We start from the raw sequence: 20,576 nt of genomic DNA on the forward strand, positions 1-20,576 counted from the left end.
TCCTACCTTTTTATTGCTTAATTTTTTAAAATTTTATTTTGTATCTATAAAAACTCCAATTTAGTTATGGTATTAATTTCACTTATATTGTCTAAAATATAAAATAGGATAGTTCCCATATATCTTATATTACCCATCATAAAATTATATAAACATGTAATGACTGGAGTGATTTTTTATTGAGAAATAAAATTTTTTTATTAATACTTATTATAATATCACTTTTAAGTGCTTGTGACAAAAAATCTCTACTATCTATACATATAATAGATGTTGGACAAGGTGATAGTCTTTTAGTTCAAACACCTACAAAGAAAAATATATTAATTGATGGAGGTGATGAAGATAGTGGAAATATAGTTACTAGTTACTTGAAACAAAAAAGAATAAAAACCATTGATATAATAATAGCTACGCATCCAGATTCAGACCATATAGGAAGTCTTGATAATGTCATAAAAAAATTTAATGTAAACTCCATCTATATGCCTGAACAATCAACAGAAAGTGAAGCTTATCAAAATCTAATAAGTTCTTGTAATGATAAAAACCTATCTATACAGTATCTATACAGAGATGATGTTTTAAATATCGATAACAATATAAATATATATGTATTAAGTCCTTCATATATACAGGAAGAACCTAATTTAAACTCAATAGTTTTTAAATTAAATTTTAATGACACCTCATTTTTATTTATGGGCGATGCTGAAGAAGCAATTGAAAAAGAAATTTTACATTATTTTAAATTAGATAACATCAATTTTATAAAAATCGGTCATCATGGAAGCAATTCATCAACTACTTCAGAATTTATTGAAAAAATTCATCCAGATATAGCCGCAATATCGTGTGGATATAAAAATCAATATGGACATCCTCATAAGGAAGTTATCAATAATTTAAAACAAAACAATATATCAATTTATAGGACAGATAAAATAGGTGATATTGTTTTTTATAGTGATGGTAAAATGATATTTACAAAACACAAATATAAAATAGACACTTAACATAAGAAATAAAACTGTAACTACATAACAGAACTAGGCTAAAAGTATCAACATAAAATGGTTTTATATTGATGCTTTTAGCCTTTAAAATATGTCCATAAAATTTATAGATAAAATATTTAGCATTATTACCCTAATAATTCATTAACTATTACAGATGCAATTACTAGACCTCCAACAGATGGCACAAATGATACACTACCTGGTGTTACCTTTTTACCATTCATGACTTTCTTTTTAAGTTCTATTGGTTGTTCAGTTGAATATACCACCTTTAATTTTTTAATTCCTCTATCTCTAAGCTCTTTTCTCATGACTTTAGCTAAAGGACAAGTACTTGTTTTGTGTATATCAGTAACAACTATTTTAGTTGGGTCCAATTTATTTCCCATACCCATAGAACTTATTATTTTTAAACCTCTTTTTTCACATGTTTCAATTAAATGTATCTTCGAGCTTACCATATCTATTGCATCCACAACATAATCATATCTTTCTGTTAGTATTTCACTACTAGTATCTTTATTATAAAGATTTCTTATTTTTTTTATATTAATATTAGGATTTATATCTAAAATTCTTTCTTCCATAACATCGACTTTATATTTTCCCACAGTTGAATGTAATGCTGGTATTTGTCTATTTATATTTGTTATATCTACATCATCAAAATCAACAATAGTGAGATTACCCACTCCAGCTCTTGCTAAAGCTTCAACAGTAAAACTACCTACTCCTCCAACTCCAAATACTATTACATTTGAATTTTTAAGTTTTTCTATACCATCATCTCCAACTAGAAAACTAGTTCTCGTTGTAAAGTTATTTTCCATTTTTCCACTCTCCTAGACTTTTATATACCTAATATTAGTATTAGAAAATTTACATTATATAATACTAGATATTATATATTACTAAAACTAAATTATCTCAAAATAATTTTTAAATTTAAAAAGGTATCTTTTAATATTAAAAGATACCTTTTATACTGGCGGGAATGCGTGGGAATCGAACCCACCTAAGAGGCTCTTAACCCCTCATACTAGTTTTGAAGACTAGAGGGCACACCGGCACCCATCCACTCCCATAACGAAACGTTTCTCAACGAAATCTATAATATCATATATTTTGACTCTTTGCAACAATTTTTATAGATTAATTTGATAGCAAATCATATTTTAAATAGTTTTTATCTATAGCAATTAATATTTATATATCTTCTTATTATATTTATAACTATATTTATAAACTTAAAAACTGGAAACCATATTTTAATTATCTATAAAGAATTTTTCCTCTATTTAATCAAAATACAATTTCCAGTATAAATATAAATTATTTAATTATTTTAATATACGTATATCTATAGTTTTTCTTCCCCAATTGTAAACTGTCTTTGAATCATTCATAAATATATCAATTTTATTTCCTTTTATCGCACCACCACAGTCTTCAGCAGTAAATACCATATCAAATTGAGGTATATATACTTTCGTTCCATATGGTATAACCTTAGGGTCTACAGCTATTGTTCCCCACTTAGGCTTTGTTCCTGTTGCAGTTATACTATGACCAGAATATGCAGTTGCTACAACTCTCATACTTCTACCATTGTTACTACTGCTACTACTTGAAGAAGATGAAGCCATCCTTCTTGAACTTTCTCCCCTTGATGAAGCTACTTGCATTTCTACTTTTGTTCCTTTATTTACAACTTTATTAACTGGCTCAGATGTAACAACTTTTTTCACAAATTCCTTTTCTACTTTCTTGCCATTGTGATAAGTTTCTTTATATACTAATTCACTTTTACCAGATTTTCCTTCTTCTTTAACTTTAGAATCTCCTTTTGACAAAGAGTTATCTTCAACAACTGTAACTTCAAACGGAATGTCTTTAGTCTCTACAACTGTTTTTTCCTTAACATCAATTACTTCTATTTTATCTCCATTAGATAACTTTGAATTTACATCCAAACTAACTATATCATTTCCATCATAGCTAATGTTTTGGGCTTCCAAAAGGTCTCCTACATTAGAACTAAATGTAGATACAGTTCTTTCTTCTCCTTTTACTACTAATGTTACTTGTTTATTAAGTGCAGAGTATCCAGATAAAATTCCAACTGATAAAACAACCGCCATTGCCGAGACTTTAACATTACTCAATTTCTTTAAATTCATATAAAATTTCCTCCCTCAAATTTTTTACACTATATATTTTGCTTCGTAATATTCTGCTTCGTAAATTTCTTTTTTGTTTTTTGTGTAACTAAATTGTAACTATTTTTTCAAGAGTTGTCAACTTGACAAAAAAATAGAAATATGCATACATAGTATTTTCAACTATTGAAGCATATTTCTATTAGTTACAACAATGTCATTGTTTATTGTTGTTTTGTTATCATTTTGTTACCTTTTATCTTTATATATTTTCTATCTGCCAATTGATAGGTTCTTTTCCTAGCTTTTCGAGAATTTCATTTATCTTAGAGAAGTGCTTACATCCAAAAAAACCTTTACTTGCTGATAATGGACTTGGATGAGGTGCTTCCAAAATATAATGCTTACTTGTATCAATCAATTCTACTTTTTTACGCGCATTACTTCCCCACAGTACAAAAATTACTGGGTCTTCACGGTCACTTAAAATAGAAATCACTCTATCTGTGAAAATTTCCCACCCTTTATTTTTATGAGAATTGGCTTCATGTGCTCTAACAGTAAGTGCTGTATTTAAAAGTAACACACCTTGGTCTGCCCAAGGCATTAAGTATCCATTATTAGGTATAAAGCATCCTAAATCTTCTTTCAACTCTTTGTACATATTTAATAGAGATGGTGGAGTTTTTACTTGTGGTTGAACTGAAAAAGCTAAACCATGAGCTTGATTATCTCCATGATAGGGGTCTTGTCCTAGTATTAAAACTTTTGTATCTTTATATGAAGTGTGTTTTAAAGCTTCATATATGTTATGCATATTAGGAAAAATTTGACGTGTCTTATATTCATCTATAAGGAATTTTCTTAAATTTAAATAATATTCTTTTTCAAATTCTTCCTTTAATAATTCATTCCAATCGTTTCCTAAATTAACCATAGTTATCACCAATTCCTTTCAGCTATTTTTATTTATTGTTTTATTTAGAAATTATGTCCTCTTGATTGTCATTTTTTTCATTAGTATTTATTTTTATGCTCACTCTGTTAGGTATACAAACTATACTTTGACTTGGTTTGTTTATAAAACCTGTATGTACACACACCTTATCAGGACATGAAGCATCTATTATCTCCACACCTTTGTCATGAATTTTAACTACATTGTACCCTCCTCTATTTTCTATTTTAAATTCTTCTTTGGCATTTATTGAAACAGTCTTATACAATTTATTATCTACATAAATTTCAATACTTCCAGCATTTTTAGAATTTATAACATTTATTATTCCATAACATGCTGTGATAACAATCAAAACACCTAAAATAAGAAGAATGTCTTTTTTCTTCATTTTTTGTCCTCCTATGAAATTATGCTATAATAAGATAATAACACAATTTCATAGGAGGAATATACCATGAATAAGAAAAAAATCACATTTATTTTTGTGATATTGATTTTAGCATTAATTTTATTTTCATTTTTTAGGAGTTCAAGTCAAAATACTAAATATAGTAAGACAAGCTATTACCTTGGTACAGTAAATGAAGTTACTATATTTAATATAAAAGAATCAAAAAGTGATAAAATTTTAAATGAATGTGATTCAATTTTAAGATATATTGATAACAAGATGAGTACCCATATACCAGGAAGCGATGTTTCTAAAATAAATGATAATGCTGGTAAAGATTTTGTCAAAGTTTCTGATGATACATTTTTTGTTGTACAAGAGGCTATAGAATACTCTAAGTTGTCAAATGGATACTTTGACATAACAGTTGGTCCACTATCCAATCTATGGGCAATTGGAACAGACAAGGCTAAAGTCCCAAATAACTCTGAGATAAACGAACTTCTGCCGCTCATTGATTACAAAAATATTATATTAGATGAAAAAAATAAATCTATAAAGTTAGCTAAAGAAAATATGAAAATTGATTTAGGGGCAATAGCTAAAGGATATGCTGCTGATAAAATCGTAGGCTATTTGAAATCAGAAGGTATAAAAAAAGCTTTAGTAAACTTGGGAGGTAATATATTTACTCTAGAAGATAGCAAAAATAACAAACCTTTTAAAATTGGTATTCAAGACCCAACTAGCAAAAATGGAGAATCTATAGGGAATATAGAAACTACAAATAAATCTGTTGTTACATCTGGAATTTATGAGAGATTTATAGAAAAAGACGGTAAAATATATCACCATATGTTAAATCCATTTACAGGATACCCTTTTGAAAACAACTTAAGCAGTGTTACAATAATCTCTGATAAATCTATTAATTGTGATGCTTTATCCACTTCTACATTTGGACTTGGACTTGAAAAAGGTATGGATTTAATTAATAGTATTGATAATGTAGATGCTATATTTATAACCAAAGATAAAAAAGTATATTTAACTAATGGCATACAAAATAATTTTAAACTTACAGACAAAGCTTTTTCTATTAAAAAGTTCAATAAATAATGAGTTTAAATAATAACTATATCTATTATGCATACAAATTTATACATACAAATTTAAATAACTCTAATATAACTAATGTAAATTTAAGTTTTATATAAAATATGGTATATACTAAGTAGTCTAAAACAAATTGTACTTATGTATATACCATATTTATAGCTTGATTTGTATAAAACACTACCCATTACGCTTTAACTTTCGATAATAAATAACTCCTACAACATATAAAACAATCCACAAAACAAATAAATATATGATTATTACCAATGAGTTGTATATATCTAATGCATTTAGTACAGAGAAAACAAAAGCAGATATAGGAATTATTATCATACATACAATGTAAGCATATCTTCCTGCTTTATCTCTATACATAACATTTCTTTCATCATGAAGATTAATGTTTTCTATTTCGAGCTTTTCTTTGTATTCTTCTTTATGCTTATTCCAGTAAAAGTAACGATAAATGGCAGAAATTCCACCAAATCCAAAGCCTCCTGCTAGTCCAGCAAACAAAGAACCTAACTTATCACCATTCATTAAACAAAGAAACAAGAAAATAACACCTAAAACTACAAATACAATTCCTATTCTTAAATTTTTCTTTTCCATGAACTATTTCTCCTTCCATAAAAATATTTCTTCAATCGACATTTCAAAAAAATCAGATATTTGAAATGCAAGTTCTAAAGATGGATTATATTTTCCATTTTCAATAGAACTAATCGTCTGCCTTGAAACCTTAAGAATTTTTGCAAAATCTTCTTGATTAAGACCTTTTTTCTTTCTTAAATCCTCTACACGATTTTTCAAAAAGATTGCCTCCTTTTTGTAAAGTTTCCTTTACATTTATAATATACCACTTGCTTTTATTTTTGTAAAGGAAACTTTACAAAATATATATAAAAATAGACATTTCATTAGAAATGCCTATCATTAAACATATTTAATTTTATAATTGAATTACATCTTGATGTCTATAAACCTTATTTTTTAATCTTTTTTAGTACATCTTTGAAACAACCTACATTTTTTTATTTTTAATAAATAACTCAACTAACTTTTTATAACGACTTTACAAACAAATCCATTCTATTTAATGCCTCAATTACATTTTCTTTTTGAGTTCCTAAATTTATCCTAACATACTTTTCTCCATCTTTTACAAAGTGACTTCCATCTTCTATTAGCACTCCTGTATTGACAGCTAACCTATCTGTAAATTCACTTGCACTTAGTCCTAGATTGCTTATGTCCATCCAAGCCAAATAAGACGATTCCATCTTCATTAGTTTAATCTTCTCATATTTATTTACCCAATTCTCTAAAAGTTCATAATTTGATTTTATATACTCATTTACGTTCCTTAACCACTCTCTACATTCATCATAAGCTGTTATTAATCCTATTATTCCAAATACATTTGGAGAAGTTATAGAATTTTGTTTTAGTTTCTTTCTAAAAGTATCTCTTATGTCCTTATTTATAACTATTGAATAAGAGGTCTTTAATCCTCCAAGATTAAACCCTTTATTTGGTGATGTCAATAGGATAATATTTTCTAAAAGTTCTCTTTCAAGCTTAAGAATAGAATTAAATTCGCCATAATGAATATGCTCTGCATGTACTTCATCTGCAACTAAAACAACATTGTTTTCTTTACATATAGTTGCTACTTTCGTCATTTCTTCAATTGACCAAATTCTTCCTGATGGATTATGTGGTGTACAAAACATCATTAACTTAGGTTTATTTTCTTTAATTTGAGATTCTAATCTATCAAAATTTATATAATATCTATCATTTATCACATCTAATGTATTACAAACTACATTTACACCCTGCTTTTTAGCTGATGATTCAAATGGGTCATAAACTGGTGTATTTAATATTATACTATCTCCTTTTTTACAAAAAGCTTGTACTACATAGTGAAGTGTTGACACAGTTCCATAAGTCAATGTAATCCATTCTCTTTCTACATTTACTTTATGCATATCATTTTGCCACCCAATAACTGAATCATAAAATTCATCATAACAGTATGTATATCCAAATACACCTCTTTTTACAGCTTCAATAAATTTACTTTCTATTTCTGTTGGTATTTTAAAATCCATATCAGCAATCCACATTGGTACAAAATCTTCTTTAATATCTCCAAATTTATCTCTTATAATATTTAAATCCCACTTTCTACACTTTTCACTTACTCTATCTGGTCTATCATCAAAATTATACATTTAAATTTACCTCGTCTTTTCTTATTATTATAAAAATACTTAGCTACAATTTATTTTTAATTTACAACTATTAAATCTTTGGTAGATATAGTCAATCTCATACACCCATCTTGAGTTATAAGTACATCATCTTCAATTCTTACTCCTCCAAGTTCTGGCACATATATACCAGGCTCTATAGTTACAACCATGCCTTCTTTTAATACTTCATTTGATTCTGAAGTTAATGCTGGATACTCATGAACCATAATACCTACACCATGACCCAGATTGTGTCCAAAATTATCACCATATCCATATGAACTAATTATATCTCTTGCAACCTTATCTATTTCACCAGCAGTCATGCCTGGCTTTAAAACCTTTATACACTCTTCATTAGCTTTCTTTACTATATTATATATTTTTTCTAGTTCTTTATTTGTAGTTCCCATACAAATAGTTCTAGTAATGTCTGAACAATAATTATTATACTTTGCTCCAAAATCGAATGTAACAAAATCTCCATATTCTATAATTTTTTCACTAGCTTTTCCATGAGGTAAGGCTCCTCTCAAACCAGATGCAACTATAGTGTCGAATGATTCTTTTTGTCCGCCTAATTCTTTTATGAATCTTACAATTTCATTTTCTACTTGTCTTTCAGTCATACCAACTTTTATAAAGTCAATTATATGATAAAACGTAGCATCTACTATTTCACAAGCTTTTTTTATATATTTTATTTCATCTTCATCTTTCTCTTTTCTTAAAGTAGATAAATCAATTGATTTTAAAGTTACATTTAATTTGTTATTCATACTTTTATATGAGTCAAAAGATACTTCACTTCCTTCAAAGCCAATTTCTTTTATATTTTGATTTCTGCAAATATCATTAATTATATCAAAATACGTTCTATTTTTATCCATTAATATAACATCAAATAAATCTGATTTTCTTTTAACTTCTTCAAAGTATCTAAAATCTACTATTATATATTGTTTATCTTTCGTTATAAAAACATAGCCTGATGAACTAAATAGATTTCCAATATAAAACTTATTGGTAGAACTATTAATAAGAATTCCATCTACATTATACTCTTTAAGATACTTTCTTATTTTTTCTATTTTATTCATAATTTTATCTTCACCACCCTTAATTAGTCATATAGGTAAGGCTGGTAATATTGTTTCAATCAATATTACCAGCCAAGGTTATTATAGATAGTAAAATTTATAAATTAATCAATATAATCTACAACAAGTTTACCATCCTTTATTAATTTATTTCTGTAAAATACATTTCCTACAGCTATGAATATAGCACCAACTGCTATACCTATTACATATCCAAATAAGTTATCTACTAGAGGCCATGCCCATATAGCTGACTCTGGGAACCACTGAATTGCCCCTAAAACTATACCTGTAATAGCTCCTATTATACTTCCTACGATATTTAAAGGTATAACAAAACCTGGTCTCTCAAGTGCAAATGGTATTGCTCCCTCTGATATACCCATAAATGATAGGAATATAGAAGTTTTTCCTGCTTGATAGAATTGTCTATCATATACTCTTCTTCCCACTAATCTTTTATCTAATAAAGTTGTAAGTCCTAATCCAATTGGAGGAACAACTATAGCTATTGTTCTTGCTGTTATTGGTAGTACATTTTCTGTAGTCAAACCAAGTGCAACGAATCCTGCTGCTTTATTTATTGGTCCACCTAAGTCAAATGCTGTAGCTGCTGCTAAAGCTGTTGCATATACATATTCTCCCGCTGCTCCTGCTGCTGTTAAGAAGTTTTTCATACTTTCATTAATTAATCCACCAAATGGAGTTATTATAAATATCATCAATACCATACAAGTTAATGATGCTATTAGTGGTATTAAAAATGTTGTTTTAAAAGCTAACCAGTTATGAGAAACTTTTATAGATTTATTTAACCATTTTACAAAATATCCTATTATAAATGCGATTAATATTGCACCTAAGAATCCTGATGCAACTGGTACAACTTCTGTCCATTGTCCATCTATGAATTGTGGTACACCTACAGGTTTATTAGCTATATATCCACCTATAAATCCTGCGATTAGGGCTGTTTTTCCACCTATAGAATTTGCACAGAATGCTGCAAATAGTGGTATTGCAAATCCAAACAGAGTAAATCCGAAGTTTGACATTAATTGTGCCATGTTTAAAAGGCTAAGTTTAAATCCTGTAAATTCACCTGAGTTCATAGCATCAACTATACCTACAGATGGGTCAAGCCCTAATATTGCATATGGTATTAACTGAGATAAAGCTCCTATAAGTCCACCCATTACTAAGACTGGTATCATATATGATATACCTGTCATTATATGTTTACTAATTTCTTTCCATTTTCCATTTCCCTTTGATTGAGTTGGATTAGATGGAGTAGTTTTTCCTGCGTTATTGCCTCCTGTTGTAGAAGCACCTGAACTGTTTATAACTTTTTTCTTGATTGCCATTCTATTTCCTCCACAGTAAATTTATTATATTCCTAAATCCTCTTCTATTTCCTTTATAACACCTTCTGCATTCTTTATAGCCTCTTGTAATTCAACCTCATAAACTTCACAACCATCAAATCTTTCCATACCTTCTGGTGTTATTGCTACTGCATGTATTATCATAGTTGCTCCTAATATGTCTTCTCTTGTTAATTCATTTTGCACACCATCTGCACCTTGAGTTTCAACTTTTGCTTCATAACCTAATGCCTTTGCAGCTTGCTCTATTGCTTCTGCTGCCATAAAAGTGTGAGCTAGTCCCATTGGACAAGCACATAATGCTACTAATTTTTTATTCATTTTAAATTCCTCCTATTTACTTTAATTAATTATTTTTATTTTAACTTTAGTATTTATCTATAAACCTAAAGCTTCATTTATTAAATTAGCGATTTCTTCCACATTATCACTCTTTAAAAGAGAATCTTTAAAATCTTTATTTATTAATTTTCTTGAAAGAGACGATAATAATTTAAGGTGTATGTTTTCTTTACTTTTTCCTGGCATAAGCAAACTTATTGCCAATTTGACATTATCCTCACCTTCATTCCAAACAACATTATCATTAAACTTTAGTACCACTACTGCTGGATTTTCAATTGCATCATTTTTAGTATGAGGTATTGCTATAGATTCTCCCAAATTTGTAGTAAATTGCTCTTCTCTAGCTGCTAAGCCTTCGTATACTAGATTTTCATCTTCTGTTAAATTTAATTCTTTAGCTTTCTTAGCTATAAATTTTAAAACCTCAACCTTAGACTTAGCCTCAGTATTTAAAAATACATATTCTTTGTTAAATATGTTTGTTCCCATTGTTAATTTCCTCCTTAATTACCTATCAGTGCCATTAATTTATTAAAGTCACATATTTTAATAATTCCTCTTACTCCACCTTCATCTTTTATAAAATTGTAAAGGTATTTAAATATTGAAAAATTATGTTTTTCTTTAGTATTAAAAAATACCATAAATACTAGTTGAACTTCTTGCTTATCCCAAATTATTGGATTTTCAAGTATTCCAACTCCGATTATAGATTTTTTATCTCCCTTCACTATTGTGTGAGGTATAGCTACTAGATTTCCTATTTCAGTTGATGAAATATTTTCTCTATCTATTATACTTTTTATTGAGCTTTCTTCTATAAAGTCTCTTTCTTTTAACTTGTTTGAAAGCGAAAGTATAACTTCTTCTTTTGTATTTGCTTTTATACTGAAAAAAGCTCTTTCATCAAACATATTACTTATTATTTTTCTTCTTTCTTCCTTTTCATAAAAGGCTTTGTTTACGTTTTCAATTAGGCTATCATCAAATATATTTTCTATATATAAGACTGGCTTTTCATATCCTTTTAATTCAACTGTTGATACTACCAAATCAACATCTTGACCTATTGCCATATCAAGATATCTAAATGGATAAACACCTACAACATTTAAGTCACTTATATTCTGCTTTAATTTTTCAGAAAGAAGCTGACCTGTGCCTATACCATAATGACAAACTATACAAATTTTCTTACTTGTATTTTTTTTCATTCTTTCATTTGAAGCAGCAAAGTGAATAGCTATATATCCAAGTTCATCTTCATCTAATTTTAAATTAAATTCAGTTTCTAGCTTATTTGATAAAAACACAGCTAAGTTAAAAGCTATTGGAAATTTCTCTTTTATTTGATGAAGCAGAGGATTATTAGATTTTATATTAGCTTTTGCTCTATTTAAAAACCTCTTTATATGGTCAGAAATCGCTATCATAAACTCTTCATCTTTTGTATAGTCACTTCCTGAAATAAGCAGTATATCTTGAAGAGCACTACTTATAACGCTACTTATTCTTTCTTCAATTTCACTTGCATTTTTTATTCCTTGTGCACCTCTATATGCTATTACACCAGAATAATTGGAAATATAAATTACTTCATCTTCAATAAGTTTAAATCCAACTTTATCAGATATTTCTTTCATAAGCTTTTCTATAAAACTGTAATTATGAAATCTATATCCTGTATCTATTAAATTTATATTTTTGCTATGACCTCTCTTACTTCTAAACACAGAAACTATTATTTTTGAAAGTAAAAGATTAAAGTCTTTATCTGAAATTATTGTTTCTTTTTCTCTTAAATGCTTTTCTAAAATACTTTCTATGCAATTTATATCGTTTTCACTGATATCATCCAAAAATACTTTGATTTTACTCTTCTCATCCAACTTTATTGCATAATCAGTAATCAACTGTCTTATATTAATTTCTTCACCATATATATAGCTTCCATAATAAGGTTTAGATTTTATAACTAAGTCATACTTTTCAAGTTTTCTTTTAAGCTTACTAGATAATTTATTTATGGCTGCTATACTTAGATTTAATTCTTCTGCCATTACTTCTATACTCATATAATTTCTGTTAATCAGCATACATATTATATTTGACATCCTTGCTTCTTCAGAATCATCCAAGAAACCATTTATATATTTATTTGCTTCTTTTACAGCTTTTGATATGTTGGTTTTAGAGCCACTTAGCTTATATCCTATACCTCTTGAAGAATCTATTTCTAAATCATACTTACTCAAAATACCATTTAAATCTGCTATATATCTTTTAATAGTTTTAGTAGATACATCTAATTTAATAGCTAGTTCATTTGATGTCATATATCCATCTTTATTGCTTAAACTTTTTACTATTACTGCATGTTTCTTAGTTATCATTGTATCACCTTCTCTTTGATTTCAATTATATATCAAATAAAATTTTAGTTGTATATATAATATGTCTATATAAGGGACATTTTGTATTTATATATTATTGCATAATGTAACTATTGCCTCCGCATAGATACCTATCGCAGTTATAAACCTATCTAAACTGGCAAATTCATTTGCACTATGAACATTTCCAAAACTACCATCAGGAAATTCACACCCAAATATTACTGAATTCTTCATTTCAGCTGCATAGCTTCCTGCACTGGTTACTCTAACAACACTTTTTGAGTCTCCAGAATACTTTACATATATCTCATGTAAACGTCTTACAAGTTTCGAATTCTCATCTATATAATTTGCTTGCTTTAAATTTTCCCCAATAAACTTAAATTTATTAATATTATTTATTTTTATATACAAATCAAATTTTTCTATTATTTCTTCAACTGTCAATACTTCAGGATACCTAACACTTAAAATTACTTCAAGCTTTCCTTCTTTTATATTTATTATTGTTGGAACCATTGAAAGAATTCCACATTTTCCTTCAACATTTAAGCCAAACAGTTTTCCATCTATATTATCTTTATTTATTAGCCTGTACAAATCTTTTGCCCAATCTTCATCAAGATTTTCTGCTAAAATTTTAATTGTATCTAATATGGGATTTATTGCTTTTTCAGGTTTAGATGAGTGTCCACCTTTCCCATTCACAATATACTTACCATCATTAAAACTTATTGAAACATTATTAAAATCAGAATTTATATAATCATTACTTAAATTTTCAATATTTTTGATATACACTTTGTCTGGAATTGTATTAAACTCTATTCCACCACTTATATCTAGATATTTATCATCTATATCCAGCATTAGCTTTATTATCGCTCCACCCTTTTCTCCATTTAATACAGGAAATTTAGCATCTGGAGTAAATCCATATACACCATGTGGCTCTTTGCTATAATAGTGCTTTATGCACTTAAATCCACTTTCTTCATTTCCTCCAGCAATTAATCTAACTTTTCTCTTTAAATCTATATTTAGACTTTTTATCATTTTTAATGCCAAAAAATTTGCTATCATAGGGCCCTTATTGTCGGAAACACCTCTAGCAACTAATTTGTCACCCATAATATCTAGCTTAAATGGCTCACTATCCCATCCTTCTCCTGGATTTACAACATCACAATGCCCAAATATGTCTATATAATCTTTACCATCTCCATATTCAATATAAACAGCATGATTATCTATATTTTTAACAGTAAAATTATTTTCTCTACCTAAATTTTCAAACCACTTTAATGCATCATATACACCTTTTCCAAAAGGCATATCTTTAGATACAGTATTTTTATCATAAAAGGAAGGTATACTTACCCATTCCTCCAACAATTTCAAGAATTCTTTTTTATATTTTTGATTTTCTTCTTTAAATCTCTCCATGATTATCACTCCAATTTAAACCTTTATATTATATATCATAGTTTATCTTGTTTCATAAATCCTTATACTTTATGTCATTTCAAGGGACAAAACTTTTTTGCTATTGATTTTATAATCTATTTATATATAATTATTTGTAGGATAAATTTAATATCATAGGAGGAACAAGATTATGGAACCATTATTTTTAAAGCCTATTTTTATGGATAGAATATGGGGTGGTACTGCACTTAAAGATAAATTTAACTATGAGATAAAATCACCTACAACAGGTGAATGTTGGGCTATAAGTTCTCATAAAAATGGAGATTGTCTGATAGAAAATGGAGAATATAAAAATAAAAAGCTATCTGAATTATGGGAGAAAAATAGAGAATTGTTTGGTAATACACCTGGAGATAAATTCCCTTTGCTTACAAAAATACTCGATGCCAATGACAATTTATCGGTTCAAGTTCATCCAAATGATGAATATGCTCAAAAAAACGAAAATGGAGAATTGGGTAAAACAGAATGCTGGTATGTAATAGACTGTTCTGATGATGCAGAAATTATAATAGGTCACAATGCAAAATCTCGTGAAGAATTTATAGAAATGATAAATAATAACGAATGGGACAAACTGCTTAGAAAAGTTAATATAAAAAAAGGTGACTTTTTCTATGTTCCAAGCGGAACTATACATGCTATATGTAAGGGAACATTAATTTTAGAAACTCAACAAAACTCAGATACTACTTATAGAGTTTATGATTATGATAGAACTGATAACTTAGGAAATAAACGTGAACTTCATGTTCAAAAATCAATAGAAGTTACAAATGTTCCTCATACAGATTTTGATACTGATTATAAAATTGTATCAACACCAAACTTTAAATGTACAACATTTGTATCAAATGAATTTTTTAGTGTCTATAAATTAGATATTTTTGGAAAATGTGATTTTACTCACAATACACCTTTTTCTTTGTACAGTATCCTAGATGGAGTTGGTAAATTGATACACAATTCTATAGAGTATGATTTAAAGAAAGGTATGCATTTTATATTACCAAATAACTTTGGAAGTTTTGGATTTGAAGGTAATCTAGAAATCATATGTTCTCACATATAGATACAAAATACAATTAACATCAAAAAAAGATAGACTATCATAAAAACTTATTTTTATGATAGCCTAGCTTTTTATAATGTACTCTATTAAATATAGAATATTTTATTTTACTTTTACAATTTAATAACTTTCTAATAATATATATCAGAAAATTCTATTTTTATTTTTTCTTGAAGATTGTATATTCTCTTATCTTCTGTATAATACTCATTACTAAAGCTTTTCATTGGCAGTGAGATTAAAAATTCTGTACCCTTATTAACTTCACTTATTACTTCTATATCTCCACCATGAAGACTTACTAGGTTCTTAACTATAGCAAGTCCTATTCCACTTCCTTCAGTATTTCTAGATAAAGTCTTGTCAACTTGTGAAAACTCTTCAAAAATCAACTCCAATTTATCTTGAGGTATACCAACACCAGTGTCTTTAACACTTATTATTACTTTATCAATTTTATAGTAGATGTTTACATATATCCATCCTCCATTATCAGTAAATTTAATACAGTTTGATAATAGATTTAGTATAATTCTCTCAATTTCAGCCTTGTCTACATAGACATTGATTTCTTCAAGCTCTGTATCAAATAGAATTCTTATATCTTTTCTGCTTGCATACTCTTCTATATTCATAAACAAATCTTCTATTACAGATACAATATTGTATTTTGCAAGTTTAAGTGTGTAAAATCCTGACTCCATCTTTGTCAAATCTATAATATTATTTATCAATCTTTGAAGTCTATAGGAACTTTGTCTAACTAAATCAACATGAGATTTAATATTATTATTATAGTCTTTTATTTTTTCACTTCTATAGAAAGAATCTACCAATTGATTTGAACTTGATATAACATTTAATGGTGTTTTTAACTCATGAGACATATTTGCAAAAAACTCAGTTTTTATTTTATCTGTTTTAAATCTTTCAAGTAATTCTTTTTCAGCTTGTTCAGAGTATTTTTTATGTGCTAAATCTTTTATAATAAGCATTATATATCTAGTGTTATATATCGAAAAAGGCAAGGCACTTAATTCTACTTCTACTATATCATCATAATTATTTATTAATTCATATTCTAGTAAAAGTATACTCTTATTTTCATTTAAAACTTTAGTCATATTTTCAGTAAATTTCATTTTTTCTTCAGTATTTGCATTCATTAATATCTTAATATTAGAATCTTTTACATCATCTATACTTGTAAAAGATAGCATATCCAAAAATGATTTATTTGCATAATTTACACTTAAGTCTTCTCTTAACAAGCATATACCATCAGGTAGTATATCTATAAATCTTGAATAAGAGGATTGACTTTCTTCAAGTTTTATTTGAGATATCTTTCGAGAAGTTGTATCACGTATTACAATAATAGTTTTATAAGTTCCTTCATTATTATAATGAGAAAAACTCATCTCTACATATTTTACTTCACCCTCTATTACATACCTTTTTTCTATATTTTCTTCACTTTTACATATTGAGGAAAAATCGATGTTTTCTAATGTCTCTTTAAATATTTGTCTACATGCATTATTTACATATATTTTATTACTACCTTCAAGTACTACTATACCATCTCCAACACTTTCCAAAAAGTCTTCACTTCTCTTATTTGCTTCAATAACTTTTCGTTCGTATTCCTTTTTCTTAGTTTTGTCCTTTAATACACATAAGACTCCTTCTATTTGTGTAGCTATAATTAAAGGAGCAAATATAGCTTGGTAAACCTTATTGTCACTTGTATCAATAAATTTTTCTATATTTTTTTTATTGATAAATACATAATTAATGCTTTCTATTAAATCACTAAAATTTTTAACTTTATAACTTAATTTATCTTGTTCTTTATAATCTCCAAAAATATTTCTAAAACTTTTATTTGCATATGTAATTTCTCCATCCTTACTAAACACAACTATACTATTTACAGCAACATCTAAAGTAGATTGTAGTCGTAATTCTCTTTTTATAAGTATTTCTTTAAGTTCTTCTATTTTTTCTGTTTCATATATTAATTTTTTATTTTTTTCTTTCAAACTTTCCGTTTTTATTGTTAATTCTTCATTTGTATCATGTAATTCCAATGCTGTTTTCTTAATATTCTTAGATACTATATAATTATATAAATAATATAATGCTACATTTATTGTTATTTGTGATAACATACCTTCTATATGTATATTACCAATTACTATATGTAGTAAATTTGGAGCTCTTGATAAGATTGTTATTATTATTATTCTATTAAAAAACTTTTTCTCACTATATTCCCATTTATTTGCGTTTGAACTTGAGTTTAGTTCAATTCCACTCATAATAGAGACAATTATCATAAATATAGATGTAACAACCCCTAAAGTATAGTGTAATGTCCCTCTATCTAAAGAGTTACAAATTTCAGATATTATGAATAAAGATGATATTGTTAAAACTACAGTTACTACAAATAAAATTATGCTCGAATGAATTTGTTTATTATCCTTAACAAATTTAAAACTTAAATACACACCTAATATAGGAAATAAATCTGTCATTGCTGATATTGTAATGTTAATTCCAATTACAGCTTCTGCTCTAGTACCTAAACAATTAAATAAATATATACACTCCAATACTCCAGTTGCTGCAAATACTAATCCTAAAAATGTAGAAAATGAATCTACTTTAAATTTTGTAGTATTAAATATAATCATTCCTGTAGCTATTAAGAATGTAGCATATACAGCATGCAGTAAAATTTCATATTTATTTGTATCTTTTATAATAAATAACAAAAGCACTGAGCCCATTATTATAAATAAAAGGCTCATGTCTTCTCTTTCTTTTATATCTGGTTTCACAGCAGGTATTATATTCTTCAATACTTTACACTTCCTCTTAATTAATATTTTATACTAATTAATTTATACGATACTCGACATTATAATTCCTTCTTTATACCTCAAAGCAAAAACAGACATTTTCCGCTAAAACAAAATTCTTTTGTTTTCTACTCTTTTAGTTATTTTGTTTCTATCAAAGTTTTCTAATATAATCATACAGTTTTTTCTACTAGAATCTATCAAATCTCTGTATTCTCCTAATGTTATTTCCTTATTTTCTTTTATATAATTTATTAAAGTATTCTTTGCATCTTCATAAATATCTTTATCCATTATATACAAATCATCCAATTTTTCTACCTTGTTACCTATCATTGACTCTAATACTTCAGCATAGTTATGATTTCCTTCAGAAACTTCATCTATTGTCAATATTGAAGAAACTCCACATGATTTTAGCTTTTTTTCTATTTTTTTTGCTATTTCTCTTTGTTTGTCATTTAAGATAACTTCAAAATCAAATAATGATATTATATTATTTTCTATTTTTATAATATTTTCTGTAGATAATTTTTCTAATAAGATATCCATTTCTCTAGTCTTAAAATTACTTTCTACCTTAGACCTTACTTCTTCTTTTAACATACCTTTTCTCAATCTATACTTCTTATGGTACTCACTTAAAAGATTTATTGTACTTTCCTTCAGTTTATTGTATTGATTTATATGCATGTACATGTTTCCAATAAGCAATACTTTATTTTCTGATATAAGTATCTCAATAGCTTTTTTTACATGCTCTTCATGAGCACCACTATAACTCATTATTTCTTTTAGATTTGGATAATTTTTTAGATTTCTCTTTAAGTATTCTTCTATTATATCTTTAAGTTCACCTTTTTCTTTTATTTTTAATCCCTCTATAACTTTTTCATCAAATCTCTTATGCTTTTTAGGAGATGGGTCAATTATCACACCTCCACCTATAGTTTCCATTGGAGAATAACGTCTGACAACAAAAGTATCACCCTTCTTAGATACTATACTTTCTTCAAGTCTTAATTGAACATATCCATTCTCTCCGTTTTCAATTAAATCTTTATCTAGTGGAACTGCTCTACAAAGTATTTCTCTAGTCCCATGATACAATCTCAATCTATCCCAATGCTTTATCCCTTTTTCTAGATGATTTACCAATGATAATTTCACATCTAACATCATTGATTCTTCTAATGAATTTGGAGCAGCCAAAACATCTCCTCTTTTTATATCATCTACCTTTACATTTGATATGTTGATTGCTGTTCTTTGTCCTGCATAAGCTGTATCTTTACTTTCCCCATGAACTTGTATACTTCTTATCTTTGTTTTTAATACTTGTGGATATATAACCAAGTCATCCTCTATACTTATCTTTCCTTCTATTAATGTACCTGTTATTACAGTACCAAATCCCTTTATAGAAAATACTCTATCTATATTAAGTCTTGCTGGAGAATTTTCGTTTTTATCTTCTATTGCCTCACTCATCTTATCTATTTTTTCAATAAGAGTATTTATTCCTTTTTTAGATACAGAATCAACTTCAATTATTTCTGCACTTTCAAGAAAAGTACCTTTTATTTTTTCACAAACATCCTCTTTTACTAGTTCTCTAAATTCTTCGTCTACAGTATCAGATTTAGTCAAAACTACTATTCCATTTTTTATATTTAAAAAACTTAAGATGTCTAAATGCTCAACTGTCTGTGGCATAACACCCTCATCTGCTGCTACAACAAGTAAAACTATATCAAGTCCTGATGCTCCAGCTAGCATGTTTTTTATAAATTTTTCATGTCCTGGTACATCTACGATACCAGCCCTTCTATTGTTTGGTAAATCAAAATAAGTAAACCCTAAATTTATTGATATACCTCTCTTTTTTTCTTCATCCAAGGTATCAGTTTCTCTTCCAGTCAATGCTTTTATAAGAGTTGTTTTTCCATGGTCTATATGACCTGCTGTTCCAATTACTACGTTTTTCATTTTTTGCCCCCT

At 27.5% G+C, this 20,576-nt stretch carries 18 protein-coding genes and 1 tRNA gene; 3 read left to right on the forward strand and 16 right to left on the reverse strand.

What is annotated here, in order from left to right; translation table 11 throughout:
• Positions 1–179: 179 nt before the first annotated feature.
• Positions 180–1,016, forward strand: a complete 837-nt coding sequence (locus IC174_RS10260; protein WP_227482855.1) for a ComEC/Rec2 family competence protein — start codon at positions 180–182, stop codon at positions 1,014–1,016.
• Between the two features lie 128 nt (positions 1,017–1,144).
• On the opposite strand, the gene IC174_RS10265 is transcribed toward IC174_RS10260, so the two are convergent.
• The 5 genes from IC174_RS10265 to IC174_RS10285 all read right to left on the reverse strand — a co-directional run bounded on the left by IC174_RS10265 (position 1,145) and on the right by IC174_RS10285 (position 4,527).
• A complete protein-coding gene (locus IC174_RS10265) occupies positions 1,145–1,849 on the reverse strand; it encodes a ThiF family adenylyltransferase (protein WP_227432556.1) in 705 nt (234 codons plus the stop codon).
• A 156-nt stretch (positions 1,850–2,005) separates the two neighbouring features.
• Positions 2,006–2,102 (reverse strand) — tRNA-Sec (locus IC174_RS10270).
• A gap of 257 nt (positions 2,103–2,359) precedes the next feature.
• Positions 2,360–3,199 carry a G5 domain-containing protein gene (locus IC174_RS10275; protein ID WP_227432555.1) on the reverse strand — a complete coding sequence of 280 codons (840 nt, stop codon included), beginning with the start codon at positions 3,197–3,199 and terminating at the stop codon, positions 2,360–2,362.
• 241 nt (positions 3,200–3,440) lie between these two features.
• Positions 3,441–4,115, reverse strand: coding sequence for a uracil-DNA glycosylase (locus tag IC174_RS10280; RefSeq protein WP_227432554.1), 675 nt, complete (start codon positions 4,113–4,115; stop codon positions 3,441–3,443).
• A gap of 40 nt (positions 4,116–4,155) precedes the next feature.
• Complete coding sequence (locus tag IC174_RS10285; RefSeq protein WP_227482856.1) at positions 4,156–4,527, reverse strand: NusG domain II-containing protein; 372 nt, start codon at positions 4,525–4,527, stop codon at positions 4,156–4,158.
• A 66-nt stretch (positions 4,528–4,593) separates the two neighbouring features.
• Here IC174_RS10285 and IC174_RS10290 point away from each other — a divergent pair, with 66 nt between their 5' ends.
• Entirely contained in the window at positions 4,594–5,649 is a 1,056-nt protein-coding gene (locus IC174_RS10290; protein ID WP_227482857.1) for an FAD:protein FMN transferase, read from the forward strand.
• A gap of 177 nt (positions 5,650–5,826) precedes the next feature.
• Here the strand turns inward: IC174_RS10290 and IC174_RS10295 are convergent, their stop codons facing one another.
• The 9 genes from IC174_RS10295 to IC174_RS10335 form a co-directional block, all read right to left on the reverse strand.
• Positions 5,827–6,261 carry a tellurium resistance protein TerC gene (locus IC174_RS10295; RefSeq protein ID WP_227432551.1) on the reverse strand — a complete coding sequence of 145 codons (435 nt, stop codon included), beginning with the start codon at positions 6,259–6,261 and terminating at the stop codon, positions 5,827–5,829.
• Between the two features lie 3 nt (positions 6,262–6,264).
• Positions 6,265–6,462 (reverse strand): helix-turn-helix transcriptional regulator, encoded by a 198-nt coding sequence (locus IC174_RS10300; RefSeq protein WP_227432550.1) that lies wholly within the window; start codon positions 6,460–6,462, stop codon positions 6,265–6,267.
• A gap of 251 nt (positions 6,463–6,713) precedes the next feature.
• Positions 6,714–7,892: a PatB family C-S lyase gene (locus IC174_RS10305; protein WP_227482858.1), complete on the reverse strand. Its 1,179-nt coding sequence runs from the start codon at positions 7,890–7,892 to the stop codon at positions 6,714–6,716.
• A gap of 56 nt (positions 7,893–7,948) precedes the next feature.
• The gene (locus tag IC174_RS10310) at positions 7,949–9,013 is read right to left on the reverse strand and encodes an aminopeptidase P family protein (RefSeq protein WP_227432548.1); all 1,065 of its coding nucleotides are present in this window, start codon (positions 9,011–9,013) and stop codon (positions 7,949–7,951) included.
• Positions 9,014–9,117: 104 nt separating this feature from the next.
• The gene (locus IC174_RS10315; RefSeq protein WP_227482859.1) at positions 9,118–10,380 is read right to left on the reverse strand and encodes a PTS fructose transporter subunit IIC; all 1,263 of its coding nucleotides are present in this window, start codon (positions 10,378–10,380) and stop codon (positions 9,118–9,120) included.
• A 24-nt stretch (positions 10,381–10,404) separates the two neighbouring features.
• Positions 10,405–10,722 carry a PTS fructose transporter subunit IIB gene (locus IC174_RS10320; protein WP_227432546.1) on the reverse strand — a complete coding sequence of 106 codons (318 nt, stop codon included), beginning with the start codon at positions 10,720–10,722 and terminating at the stop codon, positions 10,405–10,407.
• 57 nt (positions 10,723–10,779) lie between these two features.
• A complete protein-coding gene (locus IC174_RS10325; RefSeq protein ID WP_227482860.1) occupies positions 10,780–11,235 on the reverse strand; it encodes a PTS sugar transporter subunit IIA in 456 nt (151 codons plus the stop codon).
• Between the two features lie 14 nt (positions 11,236–11,249).
• Positions 11,250–13,139, reverse strand: a complete 1,890-nt coding sequence (locus tag IC174_RS10330; RefSeq protein WP_227432544.1) for a BglG family transcription antiterminator — start codon at positions 13,137–13,139, stop codon at positions 11,250–11,252.
• A gap of 87 nt (positions 13,140–13,226) precedes the next feature.
• A complete protein-coding gene (locus tag IC174_RS10335; RefSeq protein ID WP_227432543.1) occupies positions 13,227–14,588 on the reverse strand; it encodes a Sapep family Mn(2+)-dependent dipeptidase in 1,362 nt (453 codons plus the stop codon).
• Positions 14,589–14,760: 172 nt separating this feature from the next.
• Here IC174_RS10335 and manA point away from each other — a divergent pair, with 172 nt between their 5' ends.
• Positions 14,761–15,705 carry a mannose-6-phosphate isomerase, class I gene (manA, locus tag IC174_RS10340; protein ID WP_227482861.1) on the forward strand — a complete coding sequence of 315 codons (945 nt, stop codon included), beginning with the start codon at positions 14,761–14,763 and terminating at the stop codon, positions 15,703–15,705.
• 131 nt (positions 15,706–15,836) lie between these two features.
• On the opposite strand, the gene IC174_RS10345 is transcribed toward manA, so the two are convergent.
• Together IC174_RS10345 and selB are read right to left on the reverse strand one after the other, a co-directional pair.
• Positions 15,837–18,575, reverse strand: coding sequence for a PAS domain-containing sensor histidine kinase (locus IC174_RS10345; RefSeq protein ID WP_227432541.1), 2,739 nt, complete (start codon positions 18,573–18,575; stop codon positions 15,837–15,839).
• A gap of 105 nt (positions 18,576–18,680) precedes the next feature.
• Positions 18,681–20,564, reverse strand: a complete 1,884-nt coding sequence (gene selB / locus IC174_RS10350; RefSeq protein WP_227432540.1) for a selenocysteine-specific translation elongation factor — start codon at positions 20,562–20,564, stop codon at positions 18,681–18,683.
• Positions 20,565–20,576: the final 12 nt, after the last annotated feature.

Source organism: Clostridioides sp. ES-S-0001-03 (genome assembly GCF_020676075.1).
GTDB lineage: Bacteria > Bacillota > Clostridia > Peptostreptococcales > Peptostreptococcaceae > Clostridioides.

What these genes read in the sequence shown, in the direction of transcription:
- selB (WP_227432540.1), bottom strand. Translation starts at nt 20,564, where the DNA reads ATGAAAAACGTAGTAATTGGAACAGCAGGTCATATAGACCATGGAAAA.
- IC174_RS10335 (WP_227432543.1), bottom strand. Translation starts at nt 14,588, where the DNA reads ATGGAGAGATTTAAAGAAGAAAATCAAAAATATAAAAAAGAATTCTTG.
- IC174_RS10280 (WP_227432554.1), bottom strand. Translation starts at nt 4,115, where the DNA reads ATGGTTAATTTAGGAAACGATTGGAATGAATTATTAAAGGAAGAATTT.
- IC174_RS10330 (WP_227432544.1), bottom strand. Translation starts at nt 13,139, where the DNA reads ATGATAACTAAGAAACATGCAGTAATAGTAAAAAGTTTAAGCAATAAA.
- IC174_RS10320 (WP_227432546.1), bottom strand. Translation starts at nt 10,722, where the DNA reads ATGAATAAAAAATTAGTAGCATTATGTGCTTGTCCAATGGGACTAGCT.
- IC174_RS10295 (WP_227432551.1), bottom strand. Translation starts at nt 6,261, where the DNA reads ATGGAAAAGAAAAATTTAAGAATAGGAATTGTATTTGTAGTTTTAGGT.
- IC174_RS10325 (WP_227482860.1), bottom strand. Translation starts at nt 11,235, where the DNA reads ATGGGAACAAACATATTTAACAAAGAATATGTATTTTTAAATACTGAG.
- IC174_RS10290 (WP_227482857.1), top strand. Translation starts at nt 4,594, where the DNA reads ATGAATAAGAAAAAAATCACATTTATTTTTGTGATATTGATTTTAGCA.
- IC174_RS10315 (WP_227482859.1), bottom strand. Translation starts at nt 10,380, where the DNA reads ATGGCAATCAAGAAAAAAGTTATAAACAGTTCAGGTGCTTCTACAACA.
- IC174_RS10275 (WP_227432555.1), bottom strand. Translation starts at nt 3,199, where the DNA reads ATGAATTTAAAGAAATTGAGTAATGTTAAAGTCTCGGCAATGGCGGTT.
- IC174_RS10305 (WP_227482858.1), bottom strand. Translation starts at nt 7,892, where the DNA reads ATGTATAATTTTGATGATAGACCAGATAGAGTAAGTGAAAAGTGTAGA.
- manA (WP_227482861.1), top strand. Translation starts at nt 14,761, where the DNA reads ATGGAACCATTATTTTTAAAGCCTATTTTTATGGATAGAATATGGGGT.
- IC174_RS10310 (WP_227432548.1), bottom strand. Translation starts at nt 9,013, where the DNA reads ATGAATAAAATAGAAAAAATAAGAAAGTATCTTAAAGAGTATAATGTA.
- IC174_RS10285 (WP_227482856.1), bottom strand. Translation starts at nt 4,527, where the DNA reads ATGAAGAAAAAAGACATTCTTCTTATTTTAGGTGTTTTGATTGTTATC.
- IC174_RS10265 (WP_227432556.1), bottom strand. Translation starts at nt 1,849, where the DNA reads ATGGAAAATAACTTTACAACGAGAACTAGTTTTCTAGTTGGAGATGAT.